We start from the raw sequence: 18,155 nt of genomic DNA, 5'->3' as shown, positions 1-18,155 counted from the left end.
CCTGCGTGCATGGGTCTGAATACGTCGGCTGACGCGCCGCTGCCGGTCGGTCAGGTGTCCCGGCTCATCGGGGGCTGGATCGACAAGCTCGGCCAGGTGTGGGTGGAAGGGCAGATCACGCAGCTCTCGCGGCGGCCGGGAGCGGGGGTGGTCTTCCTCACGCTGCGCGATCCCTCGCACGACATCTCTCTGAGCGTGACCTGCTTCCGCCAGGTCTTCGACGAGGTCGCGGACTCCGTGACGGAGGGCGCGCGCGTCGTCGTACTCGCCAAGCCCGAGTGGTACGCCCCGCGCGGGCAGCTGTCCTTGCGGGCGACCGAGATACGGCCCGTCGGCATCGGCGAGCTCCTCGCCCGGCTGGAGAAGCTCAAGCGCTCGCTCGCCTCCGAGGGGCTCTTCGCTCTGGACCGCAAGAAGCCGCTGCCGTTCCTGCCGCAGCTGATCGGGCTGGTGGTGGGCCGGGCCTCGGCGGCCGAGCGCGACGTGCTGGAGAACGCGCGGCGCAGGTGGCCGGCGGTCCGCTTCGAGGTCCGCAACGTCGCCGTCCAGGGGGTGCACGCGGTGCCCCAGGTGATCCAGGCGGTCAAGGAGCTCGACGCGCTGCCCGGGGTCGACGTGATCATCGTGGCGCGCGGCGGCGGCAGCGTGGAGGACCTGCTGCCCTTCTCCGACGAGGAGGTCGTACGGACGGTGGCGGCGGCCCGCACCCCCGTGGTCTCGGCGATCGGGCACGAGCCGGACTCCCCGCTGCTGGACCTGGTCGCGGACCTGCGGGCCTCCACGCCCACGGACGCGGCGAAGAAGGTGGTGCCGGACGTCGGTGAGGAGCTGGAGCGGGTACGCCAGCTGCAGGGCCGGGGGCTGCGCGCCGTGCGGGCCCTCGTCGACCGGGAGGAGCGGGGCCTCGCGCACGCGCTCGCGCGGCCGGTCTTCGTCCACCCCCAGCGGATGGTGGAGACCCGGGAGGCCGAGGTGGACGCGCTGCTGGCGCGCGGCCGCAGGACGCTGGGGCACCTGCTGGACCGGGCCGACTCGGAGCTGGCGCACACGCTCGCCCGGGTGGTGGCGCTGTCCCCGGCGGCGACGCTGGAGCGCGGGTACGCGGTGCTGCAGCGGGCCGACGGGCACGTGGTGCGCTCACCGCAGGAGGTGGCGGCGGGCGACGTGCTGCGGGCGCGGGTGGCGGAGGGCGAGTTCGCGGTGCGGGTCGCCGAGGAGCCGGTGCGGGTCGCCGAGGAGCCCTCGTAGCGCGGAGCGGGACGACGGCACACAGCCGCAACAAATTCGTTGCACTACACATTGAAGGTGGGATCGGGAATGGCCGGGACCGAAACGGCGCTGGGGTACGAGCAGGCGCGCGACGAACTGATCGAGGTCGTCCGCAAGCTGGAGGCCGGCGGCACGTCGCTGGAGGACTCCCTCGCACTCTGGGAGCGCGGGGAGGAGCTCGCGAAGGTGTGCCGGCACTGGCTGGAGGGCGCCCGGGCACGGCTGGACTCGGCGCTCGCGGCGCGCGAGGCCGGGGAGGACGGCCCGGAAGGCGGCGCGGAGTGACGTCGGTCACCACCTCGGGATTTAGTTGAACTTTCATCTATCTGGTCGTAGTGTCGAGTCATCGCTTCAGTCCCGTACAGAAGAAGGCTTTCCGATGTCTCTCGTTCTCGACGCCGCCGCTCAGGACCTCCTCTTCCGTGATGCGCGCACCGCCAACACGTTCTCCGACGAGCCGGTGACCGAGGAGCAGGTCCAGGCCATCTACGACCTGGTGAAGTTCGGCCCGACCGCCTTCAACCAGACGCCGCTGCGCATCACCCTGGTCCGCTCCCCCGAGGCCCGCGAGCGCCTGGTGAAGCACATGGCCGAGGGCAACCAGGCCAAGACCGCCGCCGCCCCGCTGGTCGCCATCCTGTCCGCGGACAACGAGTTCCACGAGGAGCTCCCGCAGCTGCTCCCGCACTTCCCGCAGGCCAAGGACGCCTTCTTCTCCGAGCGCCCGGTCCGCGAGCAGTCCGCGCTGGTCAACGCCTCCCTGCAGGCCGCCTACTTCATCGTGGGCGTCCGCGCCGCCGGCCTGGCCGCCGGCCCGATGACCGGTCTGGACTTCGCCGGCCTCCAGAAGGAGTTCCTGGACGACGACCACACCCCGCTGATGGTCGTCAACATCGGCAAGCCGGGCGAGGACGCCTGGTTCCCGCGCTCCCCGCGCCTGGAGTTCGACCAGGTCGTCACCACCGTCTGAGCCCCGCCTCGGCAGTGCCGTAGTACGTGAAAAAGGCCGCGCGCCCCGGGATTCCGGGGCGCGCGGCCTTTTGGCGTACTCGCCTCACGTACGCGGCGCCTACTGCTGCGCGCCCTGCTTGAACTCCAGCGCCGCGGCCATCGCCCCGAGCTCCTCGAAGGAGGCGGTCCCGGTCACCACCGTGACGTGGCCCTGTTCCTGCCGCACGAGGGCGTCGTACTTCTCTCCGTCCCAGCGCTCCCAGGCCCGGTCCCCGACCTGCTGCGTCTGCCCGGTGGCCGTCGCCTTCTGGGTGACCCTGCCGATGTAGGCGGCCGAGGCGTCCGAGGACTGCTCGACCGCCACGTACTGGTCCTTCGGGTCCAGGAAGCCCAGGTGCCAGCCGTTGGCGTTCTTCCGCTCGAACGAGACCGAGGTCGCCCGCCACTGGGCCGGCAGCCCGACGGGGGCGGCCAGGGGGTACGGGGCCGCGCGCCGGGCCGTGAGCGTTTCGACGCGGTAGTCGACCACTCTCGTCGGGTCGGCCTTCTCGTCATGTGGGATGAAGATGTAGATCGCACCCACGACGAGGCCGAGCACCGCCAGCGATAGGAGCATGTCCCGGACCGTCTGCTTGCCTCTCATACCTGCCACGGGACCATCGTCCCGCATCGCCCGCGGCGGTCGTCGCCGGGGTCGGCGTGGCGTGCCCCGCGGCCCGCAAGATGTCCGCTCAGGACAAACGTCTGACCGATATGCCGCTCATACGTGACCCGGTCTGCTCAATTTGTCGACGTACCGATAGAGTCCAGGGACCCTCACTCCCGGCCGTCGCCGTACAGAAAGGTGCGCTCCGATGACCGAGCACAACCTGCCGCCCCAGCTCGAAGTCTCTCCGGAGGCCCCCGACCGCAACCTCGCCCTGGAACTCGTCCGGGTCACCGAGGCCGCCGCCATGGCCGCGGGCCGGTGGGTCGGGCGCGGCGACAAGCTCGGCGCCGACGGCGCCGCGGTCAACGCGATGCGGACCCTGATCTCCACCGTCTCGATGAACGGCGTCGTCGTCATCGGCGAGGGCGAGAAGGACGAAGCCCCGATGCTCTTCAACGGCGAGCGGGTCGGCGACGGCACCGGTGCCGAGGTCGACATCGCCGTGGACCCGATCGACGGCACCACCCTGAACGCCAAGGGCATGCCGAACGCCATCGCCGTCCTGGCCGCCGCCGACCGCGGCACCATGTTCGACCCGTCCGCGGTCTTCTACATGGAGAAGCTGGTCACCGGTCCCGAGGCCGCCGACTTCGTCGACATCAACGCCCCGGTCTCCGTCAACATCCGCCGCGTCGCCAAGGCCAAGAACATGGCCGTGGAAGACGTCACCGTGGTCATCCTCGACCGCCCCCGCCACGAGGGCATCGTCAAGGAGATCCGCGAGACCGGCGCCCGCATCAAGTTCATCTCCGACGGCGACGTCGCCGGCTCGGTCATGGCGGTGCGCGAGGGCACGGGCGTCGACCTGCTCCTGGGCATCGGCGGCACCCCCGAGGGCATCATCTCGGCGTGCGCCATCAAGTGCCTCGGCGGCACCATCCAGGGCAAGCTGTGGCCGAAGGACGACGCCGAGCGCCAGAAGGCGATCGACGCGGGCCACGACCTGGACCGGGTCCTGCACACCAACGACCTGGTCTCCGGCGACAACGTCTTCTTCGTCGCCACCGGCATCACGGACGGCGAGCTGCTGCGCGGCGTCCACTACCGCTCGGAGACCGCGACGACCTCCTCGCTGGTCATGCGCTCGAAGTCGGGCACGATCCGGCAGATCGACTCGACCCACCGGCTCTCGAAGCTCCGCGCGTACAGCGCGATCGACTTCGACCGCGCCCAGTAGGCACCGGTCCACATGGAAAGAGGGGCGTTCCCGCGTGCGGCGGGGACGCCCCTTCCGTGTTTCCAGGAGGAAGTGCGGGCCTACGAGGCTTCGCGCAGCTCGACCGCCCGGCGGCGGCGCCGGGCCAGCACCACCCGGCGCTCGGCGGCCGTGAGGCCGCCCCAGACGCCGTAGGGCTCCGGCTGGAGCAGCGCGTGCTCCCTGCAGGCGACCATGACGGGGCAGCGGGCGCAGACGCGCTTGGCGGCCTCCTCACGGGACAGCCGGGCGGCGGTCGGCTCCTTGGAGGGAGCGAAGAACAGCCCGGCCTCGTCGCGTCGGCACACCGCGTCCGCGTGCCATGGGCCGTCCGCTTCCCTGGCCGGCACCCGCGGCTTCGGCACGGCCGCCGCCGGGCGCCCCTGAAGACTCTGGACGGCGGCTACCTGCAGGGACTGGCGCGGCGGATGCGGCACGGTCTACTCCTGACGACGTATACGCGAGCGAGAGACGATGCACCTGTCCCTACCCGCTGTGCGCGCCCCTATGCACCGAGTGCCGCCGATCCGGACGGTTCGACCGAAACGTGACGCCGCCCCGCACGGCCCCCGCACGCCCCCCGCGCCGCCCCGCGCCGTCACGCCACGGGCGGCGTCCAGTCGGCGCGGCGGCCCAGGAAGGCGAGCAGCGAGCCTGCCGGGTCGGCCTCCGGGTCGGGCGCGGGCGTGAGCGCCGGGGCGTAGGCGAAGCCGCGCAGGGGCTCGGCGAGCACCTGCGCGCCCGGGCGCAGGGCCGCGGCGAGGGCGGGGGTCAGCGGGGAGATCTGGCCGGTGGCGACCGCGATGTCCCAGGCGTGGACGGCTGCGTCGAGGGCGGCGGCGGCGACCGCGGTCTCGGCGGGCACGGTGAACGGGGGCAGCGGGACGGCGACCTCGGCCGTGCCCGGCTCCACCCCGGCGAAGGCCTCGGCGGCGGCTTCGAGGGCCGGCTCCAGCAGCTCGGCGGGGGTGCCGCTCAGGGCGCCGGTGGGGGCGAAGGGGTCCTCGGCCGGTCCGGGCCCGCCGGTGAGGCGGGCCGCGTAGGCGAGCTGGTCGCCCGCCGCGTGCTGGAGCACTTGGCCGACATTCCACTGGTCGCACGGCGTCGGCCTGTGCCGTCCGTCGTCCGGTATGCCGTCGACGACGGAGGGCAGCGCGGCGTATGCCTGGTCGAGCAGGTCCCACTCGGATGCGGTCATGGGCCCGACCTTAAGGGCGCCCTCCGGCCAACCTGCCGGATTCCGGCGCCGGTTGCCGTCGTGTCGGCGCCTCAGCCCTCGCTGCGCCGGTGCGGCCCCCGGAGGTCCACCAGGCGGGCGCCGGACTTGCGGCGGGCCTCGACGTTGCCCAGCAGTGCGAAGCCGCGGACGATCACGACCGGTGCGTGCGGATCGCTCTCTCCGCGCCCTTCGCCGTGCACCTCGACGTTGCCGAGGACCCCGCTGCCGTAGCCGCGCAGGGTGACGTTCTCCGGGACCAGGATCTCGACGTTGCCCAGCACGCACGTCACGTTGATCTCGGTGACCTGCTGCTCGAAGACGGCCTGGGTGAGGTCGATGGTGATGTCGCCCAGGACGGAGACGGCGCGGGTGTTCGCACCCGGGCGCCAGCGCCCCTTGCGGGAGGAGCTGCTGCACACCGCGACGATGCTCTCGCCCGGGGCGCCCGCCGGCGGACCCGCGGCCGCCCCCGCGGCGTACGCGGGCTCCCGCCCCGGGGCGCCGCCGGGTGCGGGCAGGTCCCGTACCAGCACGTCCAGCTCACCGACCGTCTTCAGGGCGTACAGGGAGCCGAGGCGCTCGGAGTGCTCCTGCGAGGTCAGCCGGCCCTCGGCGAGGGCGTCGGCGAGGATCTGCGCGATCCGGTCCCGGTCGGCGTCGGAGGCGCGCAGCTCGGCGGCGGGCGCGGGGGCGGAGGGGTGCTTTTCCAGGTCCACGACACCCAGCATAGCGAGACACGATAGATCGCGATACTGCCCAGTGAGCCTTACCTCACAACCAAAGGGACCGGCAGAGGTCCTACGCTGGTTACCGCGCTGCCAATTGGTCGCCAGCGCCGTCTGCCGAGTGAGGGAATGACTGCCGTCATGCCAGAGTTTGCGTACACCGACCTGCTGCCCCTGGGCGAGGACACCACCCCGTACCGGCTGGTGACCTCCGAAGGCGTCTCGACCTTCGAGGCCGACGGCCGTACGTTCCTCAAGGTGGAGCCGGAGGCGCTGCGCAAGCTCGCCGAAGAGGCGATCCACGACATCCAGCACTTCCTGCGCCCCGCGCACCTCGCGCAGCTGCGCCGGATCATCGACGACCCCGAGGCCTCGGCGAACGACAAGTTCGTCGCCCTCGACCTCCTCAAGAACGCGAACATCGCGGCGGCCGGCGTCCTGCCGATGTGCCAGGACACGGGCACGGCGATCGTGATGGGCAAGCGCGGCCAGAACGTGCTGACGGAGGGCGCCGACGAGGCGGCCCTGTCCCGCGGCATCTACGACGCCTACACCCGCCTGAACCTGCGCTACTCGCAGATGGCCCCGGTCACGATGTGGGAGGAGAAGAACACCGGCTCGAACCTGCCCGCGCAGATCGAGCTGTACGCGACCGACGGCGGCGCGTACAAGTTCCTCTTCATGGCCAAGGGCGGCGGCTCCGCCAACAAGTCCTTCCTCTACCAGGAGACCAAGGCGGTCCTCAACGAGGCCTCCATGATGAAGTTCCTGGAGGAGAAGATCCGCTCGCTGGGCACCGCGGCCTGCCCGCCGTACCACCTGGCGATCGTGGTCGGCGGCACCTCGGCCGAGCACGCGCTCAAGACCGCGAAGTACGCCTCCGCGCACTACCTGGACGAGCTGCCGACCGAGGGCTCCCCCCTGGGCCACGGCTTCCGCGACGAGGCCCTCGAACAGCAGGTCTTCGAACTCACCCAGAAGATCGGCATCGGCGCGCAGTTCGGCGGCAAGTACTTCTGCCACGACGTCCGCGTCGTGCGCCTGCCGCGCCACGGCGCGTCCCTGCCCATCGCGATCGCCGTGTCCTGTTCGGCGGACCGCCAGGCCACCGCGAAGATCACCGCCGAGGGCGTCTTCCTGGAGCAGCTGGAGACGGACCCGGCGCGCTTCCTCCCGGAGACCACGGACACCGAGCTCGATGGCGGCTCCGCCGCGGGCCTGGCCGGGACGGCGGACGTCGTCTCGATCGACCTGAACCAGCCGATGGACGACATCCTGGCGACCCTGACCGAGCACCCGGTGAAGACCCGCCTGTCCCTCACCGGTCCGCTGGTCGTGGCGCGCGACATCGCGCACGCCAAGATCAAGGAGCTGCTGGACTCGGGCGCGGAGATGCCGCAGTACCTCAAGGACCACCCGGTCTACTACGCGGGCCCCGCGAAGACCCCCGCGGGCTACGCCTCGGGCTCCTTCGGCCCGACCACGGCCGGCCGCATGGACTCCTACGTCGAGCAGTTCCAGGCGGCGGGCGGCTCCAAGGTCATGCTGGCCAAGGGCAATCGCTCCCAGCAGGTGACGGACGCGTGCGGCACGCACGGCGGCTTCTACCTCGGCTCCATCGGCGGCCCGGCGGCGCGCCTGGCCCAGGACTGCATCAAGAAGGTCGAGGTCCTGGAGTACGAGGAGCTCGGCATGGAGGCGGTCTGGAAGATCGAGGTCGAGGACTTCCCGGCCTTCATCGTGGTCGACGACAAGGGCAACGACTTCTTCACTTCGCGGGAACCCGAGCAGCCGACGTTCACCAGCATCCCGGTACGCGGTCCCGGTCTGGCGTAGCCCAGCACTCCCGCCCCCAGAGAGCCCCTGGCGCCCACCGCCGGGGGCTCTTGCCGTCCTCGGGCGTGCGGCTCCTATTCGCCCCGCAGGGGGCCGCGCTGGGGCGCGCAAGCGCCGACGTAGATCCTCTACCCGACAACGCGAATATTGGCGAGGCCGCATAGACGCCTGCGAACAACCTCCGTAGCGTCGTTACCGGCGGCCCCAACCGGGGCCAGGACAAGGGGGTTTCAGCATGGCTCGCGAGGAACTGACCCGGCTCACCGGCAACGGAAACGGCACCTGCGGCAAGGACGACTACCCGAACGTCTACCGCACCGCCAGTGGCTCGTTCGTCGTGCAGGGCGACGTAACCAACATCTTCCAGCCGCCGCAGGGGGAAGGGCTTGTGGAGATCCCGGAAAGCGTGCTGCGGGAGGCCGTTCGTGCTCTTGGATGGTGAAGCCTGGCAGGCGAAATTCCGAGACTTCCAGCAGGAAGCCTGGAGGCTTGAAACGCTGCCCCAGTACCTCATGCCGAAAGAAGCGGAAGAGTTCGCGGCATTCATGGCCGGGACCCGCATCGACCCCGGGGGCGTCTCAAACGAGTACACCGACCGCCTAGGTCAGCAGGTCGCAGAAGGGCGCTCACAGGGGCGTGTGCACATCGTGACCCGCCCTCTCTCGAATTACCTGCGATTCGAGTTCTCTCAGTACTACGCACCGCACGCCCTGGCCGGTGAGCAGATCCGCATCCTCGACGTCACCAACCGAGAGAATCCCCTGCGCGGGATTCAGGATTTCTGGTTGTTCGACCACTCCGAGGTTGTGCTGATGAACTACTACGCGGACGGGCGACAGATCAGCCGCGAGGTATTCGAAGGGGACGTGTCCCCGTTCGTCGAGTACCAGCGAATCGCGGTCAGCGAGTCGGTGCCCTTCGAGGAGTACGTGAAGGGCCTTTGGTGGTAGGACACCAGGGGGCGCGTCGCGTTTTACAGGCGGCTGACCAGCACCTCGTACAGCCACACCAGGCACTGGTGGATCCAGCGCGCGGTCTCGTCGGCGATACCAGCCAGAAGGGCCTGGGCTGCGCCGGTTTCCTGGGCCGGCCACGACGGTCAGGGCGCCGTTGGAGACCTGGTGGATCACGACACGCGCTCTGCTCGTCGCATGAAGACCGGCGTCTACTCCCAGGGATCAACCTCAGTCCACGCGCTCGCCCCGGGGTGTGGAGTTGGCCCACAGGCCCCGTCGGGGCGTCTTGCTCCGACGGGGCACCCAAGCGTTTAGAACATTCTCTCCACAATCTTGTCCTCAGACAGACCGGATTCTTCGAGGAAGTTCCGCAGTACGGCTCTCATGGTGTCAGCATTCTCAGTGTCTGCTCGCACCTTGAAGCTGAATCCTGGAACGATTGCGTTTTCAACCCTTTCCAAGGAAACGTAAGTACCGTCTTTGAGCTGCCAGCAGTAGAACTGACGGGGGCCGAGATCCCATTCATCTTCGAATCTCTCCCCTTCACCCCACGCTTCAGGAATACTGTCTGCCCCAATGTCGAAGTGGCCCACATAGACTAGGAGTCGACCTCCAGCCATTTCCGCTACCGCGATTTGCCTCATCACATTTCCCTAACGCCATTGAGTCACAAAGACAGGAATCGCGGCCCAGTCCACGATTCCGATTTGAAATTCCCTTACGCCAGGACTCTTCCCGACTTCCCATGAAACATATTTGGTCATGTAGCTGATACCTGTGGGCTTAACCGAAGTGTAAAATTCAAAGCCTCCTGGGACGGCGTCGTGAGGAAGTGGGCCGTTGTGTGCTTGCGCTGCCGGCTGCGTTGCGTTTCTGGGTGTCTGCCCCCACAACTCACCAGAATTCAGTACCTTCTGCGTATCCTTCATGGTCTGGGTAGGGCTCCCCTTTCGGTGGAACGGTCCGTACAGTTTCGTCACTCCTGGCAGCGCTGGCCCTGCTGGCGGGAGTGCGAGGGGGGCACGAGGCGCGGGGATGGTGAGCGCGCTATCACCAGCCACGCCACCCGCCGCGCCGACCCGGACAGTTCCTGAGCCCATCTTCGGCCCGGGAAGCACGAGCAGGCCGAACTGTCCGATCCCGCCGAGACACTGAGCGGTTCCATTGACGGCGTCGCCTTGCTGGAAGGAATCAATACCGCGTCGTGTCGAGCCCACACCAGTGAACTCGTCGATGCAGCCGGTCCAGCCCGTCCTGCCGTTCGCCTTTGCGTAGTCGGCGCCTGAGGTGCAGGAGTCTATGGTTGAGTTGACGATCCAGTTCATGCTGGTGGAAAGGGGAATTGATGAAGTTCCAGGGATTTCGGTCGTCCAGCAGCTTTGTTTTCCGCTGCCGGGGATCCACCAGCATGTGCCTGCGGGGTCGAAGCGGCTGGTCGGTGCGTTGCCCACGTAGGCGTAGGGCGATTCTGCGGGGGATTCCTGGCCTGTTGTGTAGGGGTCGCGGGTGGTGAAGCGGCCTGTTGTCGGGTCGTACGAACGGGCTCGGAGGTTGTAGCCGAGGGCTTCTCTGGGTGCGCCTTCTTCTCCGCCGATCAGTTCCTGGTACTGGCCTGTGTAGCCGAAGTTGTTGCTGGGTGCTTCGGCGTCGCCGGTTTTGGGGCCTCCGGTACCGAAGGTGTCGGTGTAGTCGTACTCCGTCGCAGTGGTGCCGTTGGGGTTTGTGAGGTCGGTGATGGAGCCGACGAGGTCTCGGTGGTAGTAGACGGGCGCCGGGGCCGGGTACTTCTGGGCGTGTCCGTATTCGATTTCCCCGAGGGGGTTGTAGGTGTAGTCGGCGTTCATCGCACCGGTGCTGCTGTATTCGGCGGCGAGGAGCGGGAGGCTGTTGTTGATGTCCCAGGCGCGGGTGGTGGTGTCGCGCTTTGCTCGGTTGCCGTCCGCGTCGTAGGCGAAGGTCGCCCAAGTTTTGGTGCCCTGGGTCATCGCCGTCAGGCGGTTTTGCGCGTCGAAGCGGTAGGCGTTTGCGCCTGCCGTGACCTGGTTGCCGTCAGCGTCGTAGGTGTAGGCCACGGTGGTGGTGCCCTGCACCGTCTGGGTGAGCTGGTCGGCCGCGTCGTAGCTGTAGGCCGTTGTCTTGCCGTCGGCCTCGAGGGTGGTCGTGCGGTTGCCGGCCTTGTCGTAGGTGTAGGTAGTGGTGGGGGATCCCGCTGGGCAGGTGTCCGACTTGGTGGTCGAGGTGCAGTCTGTGAGCAGGCGGCCGGCGTTGTCGTAGGTGTGGTAGCGCGACTCGGCCATGGTCTGATTGCCGAGGCTGAGGTTCACGGCGTCGATGCGCTTGGGCTGGCCTGCGGCGTCGAGGGTTGCTTGCCGGCTGGTCAGCGTGGTGCCGGCTTTCGCGCTGGCGATGCCGGTCATGCGGCCCGCGGTGTCGAAGGTGCGGGTTTCGGTGTAGCCGTTCGACGCGGGCAGCTGGGTGGTGGTGAGGCGTCCGGCGGGGTCGTAGCTGTAGGTGATGGTCGCGCTGTCGGTTGTGGCGGTGCGGCGGTTGCCGTCGTCGTCGTAGGTGTATGTGGTGGCTCGGCCGTGGGGCAGGGTGCGGGTCGTGAGCTGACCTGCGTCGTTGTAGGTGTAGGAGAAGCCGTTGGTCTGGCCGGGCACCGATGCGGTCTTGAGCCGGTTGCGCGCGTCATAGGTGAAGGTGCGGGTGCCGGTGGCGTCGGTGACCGTCTTGCGGTTGCCGACGGCGTCGTATGCGGTGGTGACGTCGGGGGTGGTGTCCGCGTAATCGACGGCGGTCGGGCGGCCAACCACGTCGAAAACGGTAGTGGTCACGGTGCCGCGGGCGTTCGTGACGGTCTTTCGGTTGCCGTCTGCGTCGTACCCGTATCGGACCGTGCGATTCAGCGGGTCGGTCACTGAGGTCAGTTGCTGAGCCGCGTTGTAGCCGTAGGTGGTAGTGCGCTGGTTGGCGTCTACTCGCGTCTTGATGTTGCCGGCGGCGTCGTAGGTGTATGCCGTCTGGCCGCCGTCCGCAGCGGTGACGGTCTGAATACGGCCCAGAGTGTCGTAGGCGGTCTGGGTGGTCCTGCCGTTCTCATCGGTTGCGGCGGTCCGCTGCCCGAGCGTGTCGTAGGTGAAGGTCTGTGTGCCGCCGAGCGGGTTGGTCACCTTCGTCGGGTTGCCGGCCGCGTCGTACGTGTAGGTGGTGGTGTGCTTCGCCGGATCGGCGCCCGTCACGTTGCCTTGGGGAGCGGTCTGGGTCGCTACCCGCCCGTTGGCGTCATAGGTCCAGCTGATCTTGTGGCCCAGCGGCGAGGTGGCGCTGGCACGATTGCCGTCTGCGTCGTACGTGTAGGTGGCGGTCTTTCCCAAGGGGTTCTTGGCGGTGCTCAGCTGGCCGGATGCCGTGTAGGTGAGAGTGGTGACCTTGCCCAGGGCATCGGTGACCTCGACGGCGTTGCCGTCACTGTCGTACTTCTTCTTGGTCACTCGCCCCAGCGGGTCGGTCATCGAGACTGGACGGTTCGACCCGTCGAACTCTGTGGTGGTCAGCGCGCCCTTCGGGTCGACGCTCTGTGTCTGGTTCCCGTTCGCGTCATAGCCGTAGGTGGTGGTGTACTTCGCCGGATCCGCGCCGGAGACATTACCCCGGGGAGTCGTCGTAGCGACCAGGCGATTCGCCTTGTCGTACTTGTAGGTGCTCTTGCCACCGACGGCATCGACCGTCGACGTGACGTTGCCGACCGCGTCGTAGGCCGTGGTCGTGGTAGAGCCCCCAGGCGCGGTCACCGTGACGGGCCGGTTGAACTTGTCGTAGGTGGTGGTGGTGATCCGGCCCGCAGAGTCCGTCGCCTTGATCTGGTTGCCGTTCGCGTCGTACTCGAATGACGTCACGCGTCCCGCGGCGTCGGTGGTCTTCTCCAGACGGCCAGCCGCGTTATACGCGTTGGTGGTGGTGTACTTGGCCGGGTCTGCGCCCGCCACGTTTCCAAGAGGCTCCGTGGAGGTCAGAAGTCTGCCTGCGGCGTCGTAGGTGTATGTGGTCTTGGCGCCCGACGGAGAGGTCTCCGACGTCAGGTTGCTCTTGTTGTCGTAGGCGAACGCGCTGGCCTTGCCGCCCGGGGATGTCGTGGTCTTAACCTGACCCAGAGCGTCGTAGGTGTACGTCCGCTTGCCGCTCGGACCGTTCTCCTCGGTCAGCTGCTGCTTGCCGTCGTACGTGTACGTGGTCTTCGCCCCGCGCCCATCTGTGTACGAAGCGATCTTGTCGCTCGCCGTGTACGTCCACGTCTGTGTGAGCGCACTCTCGGCCCTGCTCAGCAGGTTCCCGCGCGCGTCGTACGACATCTTCGTACGATTGCCACGCGCGTCGACGGCAGAGATCAAGCGCAGAGCGTCGTCGTAGACGAGGCTAGTGACGTTGCCGAACGGATCAATGCGCGTGCTCAGGACACTGCCGTTGTAGATGTCGGTCCAGATGCCACCGTTGGAGTCTTTGAAAGAGTTCTCGTGGACGGCGCGGGTGAAGTCGGTTTCCTTCCCCCCTGCATCAATCTGCTTGGTTACCCGCCCTGAGTTATCGTAGGTGGTCTGCATGACCTTGTTGCCGGCAGGATCCGTCACGCCGGCCAGCCAGCCCTGCAGCTCATAGTTGTAGTTGACAGTGCCCCCGTCTACCCCCTTGACTGACGCCAGCTGACCTGCCGTATACCTGTAGGTGAGAGTCCGCCCATCAGGCAGCTCGACTCCCGTCAGCAGCCGAGTAGTGCCATCGAGAGTGAACTTGGCAATGCGCCCGTTCGCGTCCGTGGCGGAGGCCAGGCCGGCGTTATTATAGGAGAACGAAAGACCGCGCCCAGCAGAATCCGTCCAAGCTACAAGGCGCCCGGAACCGTCAAACCGCAGATCCTTGCCCGCCGGAGTGGTCAATTTAAATCCAGCAGTGACGGAGCCGGAAAGAACCGATGCAACTCCTACAGAACCACCCTTATAAATCCCCGGAGATTCCTCAACATATTTGGCCTGAACGCCGGTGTCAGAAACATAGGTGACGGTAGCACCAGATACCGACAGGCGCGTGTCGTATGGGAACGACCACCCCTTCCCTAGTGACCCGGAGGTAGCGTTGGCCGAGTTGTAAGTTCTTCCCAAGCTAATCGGGATGCCGGGAGCCGCCACGCTGGCGTCCAGCGAGGTCTCCGACAAGGCTCCGGTAGAGGTGTTTACCGGGTCACCCATGTAGCCGAGAATGGGAGGGCGGCCAGTGGCATCGACACAAACGCAACCTGTGAGCTCCTCGGGAGGAAGCTCCTTATGAGGCACTTGAGTGGGCATGGCCGGAGACTTCGCTTCCGCACTCCAGTTAGTTCCACAGCCCCAGGGTTCCCACCATTTATCATTGGTTAGATTCTCACGCGATATTGAAACTTTAACATAGTACTCTTGATCCAAAGCTTGCTGAGCGTAATCCTTATTGCCGTAACCTCCGGTGGGCCACGGCACTGTAGCCGCAGAGCAGTTTTCGTTCAGCAGGGCATTATCGGATACGCGATAGAATGCAGTATGAGTGGCCCATATCTCAGATCCAGGGTTATCCCATTCCAGGTCCCCCCACTCCATGGGGAACCCCCAGAATTTGATCGGCTTTATCCTGAAGTTCGCGGGAGGAGCTGGTGGCGCCGCCCCACCGATCGCCTCAACTCGAGGCTGCGACGCAATCAGGACCGATTTCGGCGCGCTGGTCGACGCTGGGGATCCGGTTCGCGTCTTGCCCTTCTCGTCCACCCACAGATAGCCCGAGCCAGGGTGACTTCTCAGCCCCTCGACTTGCGCCCGCCGTTCCTCGGCGGTCATGGGTTTCGATGGGTTTAGCGGCTTGGAAGTCCGCGTCTCCCCCGCCTCAGAGGCAACGGTGGACGCCTCCTCGACTGGGCTGACGCGGTGCACTTCAACTCCGGTAGCCACTCCCCCCGTCAGCAGCGACAAAACTATCGCGCCGACTGCGGCCGTATGGCCCCCACGCATGCGAATCCGCATGTTTATCCCTCCCCTTCGAATGGCCTGACCCTCCCGTACTAGGGCATGGCCGTCATGATCATTACAGGACTCGCACGCCCTGATCGCGTAGATATTCCGATCAACATCAAATTGTGACCAGCTATATTCAGACATTTTCTCAAAATCGATGCTCGCCGACTTGTTGGCGCACGGTGGCGGCGTACACACGAAGTTTGTCCGGGCTGACCACCCGGAAGTCCCCGGCACAGGCGTGGGCGTCGGAGAACGAGGCGGGCTGCCGCTGCTGAACTCGTGGGCCGCGGAGCGGGGCGCCGCGCCATCAGGCGGAGCCATGGTGGCGAGAGGGCGGCAGGCCAGGGCCGGGGCGGACGCCGTCGGTGAACAGCTCCTCAGGCCAGTACGAGGACAGCCACGCCTCCACGACGTGCATCTGGGCGTGGTCGGTGGCGGCCGGGATCTTGTGCGCGCGGGCGCGGTGCCGACAACCTGCGCTCGTTCACGGTGGTCGAGCAGGGATTCCCCCACAGGCAAGCGCGTGGCCCGGACCAGTCGGTCCGGGCCACGCGCGGCTGAGGGTTATGGGAAAACCAGGCCGGAAGGGCCTGTGTGAGGTTGTGATCAGTTGCTGGGTTCTGCCTCCTTCGCGGGGTGGGACCCAGTAGGAATGGGTCGTGACACGCAGGCAACTCACCGACGGTCAGTGGCAGTTCATCGAGCCGTACCTGCCGATCGGCCGCTACGGTCCGTACCCCGAACGGCTGCGGGAGCAGTTCGAGGGTGTGAGCCCCGTTCTTGTGCCCCGCCCTGTATTGGTTACAGGAACCGGCAGAGCCGCGATCCCGGAGCGCTCAGTAAGAGCGCGGACCTCAGACTCCCAATCGGAGCGGTCGCGGTCCTCGCGGGCATCAGCCGCGCGCATCTCCATTGCCTTGAGAGTGGAAGCGATTGCTTCGCGGGTCTCGGCAGAAGTAGAACCGTGCTCGCCGTTAATGGCGGCCAGTACCTCAGTACGCGCCATGCGCTCTTCGGCCGGAATCGAGTTAATGACAGCGGCGATCTCTCGCGAGCTGAAACCGCGCTCCTCGGCCTCGGCGGTCTCGAATATCTTACGAAGCTCAGGCTTCAAAATCTTCTCCGCCACTGGGCATAAAAAGGGCCGCTTCGGCGGATGCCGAGCAGCCTGCTTGTGTGCTCAAATTTCGGCAGAAGGCTCAGGGATTTACTGCGAGCCTTCGCGCCTCTGCGCGAGATTCGTATTCGGCTCGCTATCTCGCACGCTTCGCGATAAGGCGGCAATCTGCGCCGCAGTATTTCGGTGGAGCACCTGACACCAGGTATCGAGCGAAGCTCTCCCGACACGTCCAACAAGTCAGGTAGACATTCATCCTTCTCCGCTCCGCGGGACGCTTTCAGGAAGTTCCGAGCATGAGAAAGGCGCGGCCCCCTGTTGGAGTAGCAGGAGGCCGCGCCAGACTCGCCCCGGACCTAGCAAGAAGGTTCCTAAGCGGTTCCTTCAGTAGATGTAGACCTGTTAAGAGACGGAACCCCTTACGACCGAAAGCATCGCCGCCCGCTCGTTCTGCACATCCGGGGAAAATTCGCCCAAGCCTTCGAGGCCGCCCGTGAACAAGCAATCAGCCCACGCCTCCATTTCGGAGGCGTACACCTGCCTCCAGGGCGCCAGGAAAGCCCCCTCGGATTCCGTGGCCGGCCGGGGGATTGAAAGGACCGCAGGAGCGTCCCCACGGGCCTTAGTGCGGACCGTGCGCTTACGCTCTCGCTCCCGAGCCTTAGAGCATTCAGGACCGCCACACGTCGCCCTCACGTTGCCGTTCCCGGCCCTGGCCAGAAGCTGAGTCCTGCAATACGGGCATCGGGTCACTGCCGATCTCCTCTCCATGGTTGAGGACAGCAGTCCTCAAAATGTCCTCAGGCATGTCCCTAGGCATGCCGGGTAAATCCGTGGCCTGACGTGCGGATACGTCGGAACGCGTCGCCAACGCCGTCCGATGTCCTCAGGCATGCGAAAAGAGGGAAAGAGGCGGGTGCAGAAAGAGATGCGTCCAATCTTTTCGATCCCCCCTCCACCGTGTTTCACGGCTGCTGCGACTTCCTGCGCGGCCGTGAGTGGCCGGGTGAAGGGCCAGCGAGCGGTTAGCCCTGCATCCCTCCCACTCGGCCCGCAGTGGGCCGCGTGTGCCTTCCCTGACAGAGGGAAGTCCAAGAGAACAGGGGGCACCCTTTCGGGGCCCCGGGACCAAAGGCGTTTTTTTTCTTGGCCGTCTAAAGACTCCGAAGGCCTACAGGCCGCAGGAGTCTCTAGCTCTCGCTCCGCCTGCTCCGCAGCTTCGCTTTAACCTTGGCTGAAGTCAGGCCCCGTTAGGGAGCCTGGCTGTCCGGGTCTGTGGATCGGCCAGGGCATAGCTACGAGCTTGCGAGAAGCTAACAGACCCCGAAGGGGTCTATAGTTCTTAGTTACTAGTTACGTCTCAGAAAGCCCAGGAATGTAAGACAGTGAAGGCGTAGCTGTGAGGCAGCGGCACCGCTGTTCTGACACAGCGGCACTACTCCTCTATCTCATTGGACTCCCCCTGTAAGACAGGGGGCAGGGAGCTACACGGGCAGGTAAGGGTTATGCGCCACGGCCGCCGTAACGGCGTCGTCATAGTCGCCGCACTCCGGCTTCCACTGCTGCTGCCGCTCGGCGGGAGCCGACAGGAATACCGCCCGGGCCTCCATACTCAGGTCATCCCAACTGAGCGTGCGGGTCTCATTCGGCGCGGGCTCGCTAAGCGGCCCTGGAATGGCCGCGGGGCACCTTTCGGGCCCCTCAGCCGGCCTGGGTGCCCAAGGGGCGTCAGAAGGGCCGTGAGGGGCTTTCTCCGCCGTCTCGCCAGGAATGGCGATTCGATAGGTCGTGGCGACTCCACGGAACCCTTGACGGGCCACGGAGAGATAGCCGAGGTGTACAGCAGTGTGCAGCCATCGACTGGCCTTCGACCTGTCGATACCGGTTGCCTCTTGGATTCGGTCGAGCGAAGGCCGTACGTCCTCGCCCCAGGTTCCCCAGCGGGTACCAACTGCTATGAGGAAGCGCGTGAAGTTGGGCCACGCGTCCCTGCGTGTGAGCCTGTGGGCCTTGAGGATGTCGGCCCCGGGAGCCTCAGCCGTGGCCAGAGTGAAGACCCATTGGCCGTGTCGTGCCTTAGCGGCATCGGAGCGATAAGCCATGCGGGTACCGACGCGTCCTCTCCTGGTGGGGTGTTGGTCGAGTT

At 66.7% G+C, this 18,155-nt stretch carries 14 protein-coding genes and 1 pseudogene; 8 read left to right on the top strand and 7 right to left on the bottom strand.

From position 1 onward, the window contains the following. The first annotated feature begins 9 nt into the window (after positions 1 to 9). From xseA to J7F03_RS25980, 3 genes are all read left to right on the top strand, one after another. The gene (xseA, locus tag J7F03_RS25990; protein ID WP_214953520.1) at positions 10 to 1,248 is read left to right on the top strand and encodes an exodeoxyribonuclease VII large subunit; all 1,239 of its coding nucleotides are present in this window, start codon (positions 10 to 12) and stop codon (positions 1,246 to 1,248) included. Between the two features lie 69 nt (positions 1,249 to 1,317). Next, positions 1,318 to 1,554 carry an exodeoxyribonuclease VII small subunit gene (locus J7F03_RS25985; RefSeq protein WP_214953518.1) on the top strand — a complete coding sequence of 79 codons (237 nt, stop codon included), beginning with the start codon at positions 1,318 to 1,320 and terminating at the stop codon, positions 1,552 to 1,554. A gap of 94 nt (positions 1,555 to 1,648) precedes the next feature. After that, entirely contained in the window at positions 1,649 to 2,239 is a 591-nt protein-coding gene (locus J7F03_RS25980; protein WP_214953516.1) for a malonic semialdehyde reductase, read from the top strand. A gap of 99 nt (positions 2,240 to 2,338) precedes the next feature. Here the strand turns inward: J7F03_RS25980 and J7F03_RS25975 are convergent, their stop codons facing one another. Further along, positions 2,339 to 2,863: a DUF4245 domain-containing protein gene (locus J7F03_RS25975; protein WP_251072499.1), complete on the bottom strand. Its 525-nt coding sequence runs from the start codon at positions 2,861 to 2,863 to the stop codon at positions 2,339 to 2,341. 211 nt (positions 2,864 to 3,074) lie between these two features. On the opposite strand from J7F03_RS25975, the gene glpX reads away from it, so the two are divergent. Beyond that, positions 3,075 to 4,106 (top strand): class II fructose-bisphosphatase, encoded by a 1,032-nt coding sequence (gene glpX, locus J7F03_RS25970; protein ID WP_214953512.1) that lies wholly within the window; start codon positions 3,075 to 3,077, stop codon positions 4,104 to 4,106. 80 nt (positions 4,107 to 4,186) lie between these two features. On the opposite strand, the gene J7F03_RS25965 is transcribed toward glpX, so the two are convergent. From J7F03_RS25965 to J7F03_RS25955, 3 genes are all read right to left on the bottom strand, one after another. Continuing rightward, positions 4,187 to 4,561 carry a WhiB family transcriptional regulator gene (locus J7F03_RS25965; RefSeq protein WP_374104390.1) on the bottom strand — a complete coding sequence of 125 codons (375 nt, stop codon included), beginning with the start codon at positions 4,559 to 4,561 and terminating at the stop codon, positions 4,187 to 4,189. 161 nt (positions 4,562 to 4,722) lie between these two features. After that, positions 4,723 to 5,322 carry a TIGR03086 family metal-binding protein gene (locus tag J7F03_RS25960; protein WP_214953510.1) on the bottom strand — a complete coding sequence of 200 codons (600 nt, stop codon included), beginning with the start codon at positions 5,320 to 5,322 and terminating at the stop codon, positions 4,723 to 4,725. 71 nt (positions 5,323 to 5,393) lie between these two features. Then, positions 5,394 to 6,059, bottom strand: a complete 666-nt coding sequence (locus tag J7F03_RS25955) for a DUF1707 domain-containing protein (protein WP_214953508.1) — start codon at positions 6,057 to 6,059, stop codon at positions 5,394 to 5,396. A gap of 150 nt (positions 6,060 to 6,209) precedes the next feature. Between J7F03_RS25955 and J7F03_RS25950 the strand changes: the two genes are divergently transcribed. The 3 genes from J7F03_RS25950 (at position 6,210) to J7F03_RS25940 (ending at position 8,854) form a co-directional block, all read left to right on the top strand. Continuing rightward, entirely contained in the window at positions 6,210 to 7,904 is a 1,695-nt protein-coding gene (locus tag J7F03_RS25950; RefSeq protein ID WP_214953507.1) for a fumarate hydratase, read from the top strand. Between the two features lie 235 nt (positions 7,905 to 8,139). Further along, on the top strand, positions 8,140 to 8,346 hold the full coding sequence (locus tag J7F03_RS25945) for a hypothetical protein (protein ID WP_214953506.1): 207 nt from the start codon (positions 8,140 to 8,142) through the stop codon (positions 8,344 to 8,346). After that, positions 8,330 to 8,854, top strand: a complete 525-nt coding sequence (locus J7F03_RS25940; protein ID WP_214953504.1) for a DUF6879 family protein — start codon at positions 8,330 to 8,332, stop codon at positions 8,852 to 8,854. Before J7F03_RS25945 ends, J7F03_RS25940 begins: the two co-directional genes overlap by 17 nt. A gap of 317 nt (positions 8,855 to 9,171) precedes the next feature. Here the strand turns inward: J7F03_RS25940 and J7F03_RS25935 are convergent, their stop codons facing one another. Continuing rightward, positions 9,172 to 9,504: a hypothetical protein gene (locus tag J7F03_RS25935; RefSeq protein WP_214953502.1), complete on the bottom strand. Its 333-nt coding sequence runs from the start codon at positions 9,502 to 9,504 to the stop codon at positions 9,172 to 9,174. 9 nt (positions 9,505 to 9,513) lie between these two features. After that, a complete protein-coding gene (locus tag J7F03_RS42095; RefSeq protein ID WP_214953500.1) occupies positions 9,514 to 14,100 on the bottom strand; it encodes a DUF6531 domain-containing protein in 4,587 nt (1,528 codons plus the stop codon). A 1,451-nt stretch (positions 14,101 to 15,551) separates the two neighbouring features. On the opposite strand from J7F03_RS42095, the pseudogene J7F03_RS42740 reads away from it, so the two are divergent. Further along, positions 15,552 to 15,662: pseudogene (locus J7F03_RS42740) on the top strand (transposase); the annotation flags it as partial. On the opposite strand, the gene J7F03_RS25920 reads toward J7F03_RS42740, so the two are convergent. Further along, complete coding sequence (locus J7F03_RS25920) at positions 15,617 to 16,021, bottom strand: hypothetical protein (RefSeq protein WP_214953551.1); 405 nt, start codon at positions 16,019 to 16,021, stop codon at positions 15,617 to 15,619. The pseudogene J7F03_RS42740 and the gene J7F03_RS25920 sit on opposite strands and share 46 nt — an antisense overlap. Positions 16,022 to 18,155: the final 2,134 nt, after the last annotated feature.

It is taken from the genome of Streptomyces sp. ISL-43, assembly GCF_018614195.1.
Taxonomy (GTDB): Bacteria; Actinomycetota; Actinomycetes; order Streptomycetales; family Streptomycetaceae; genus Streptomyces.
This window is presented reverse-complemented; position numbering and strand designations above follow the sequence as displayed.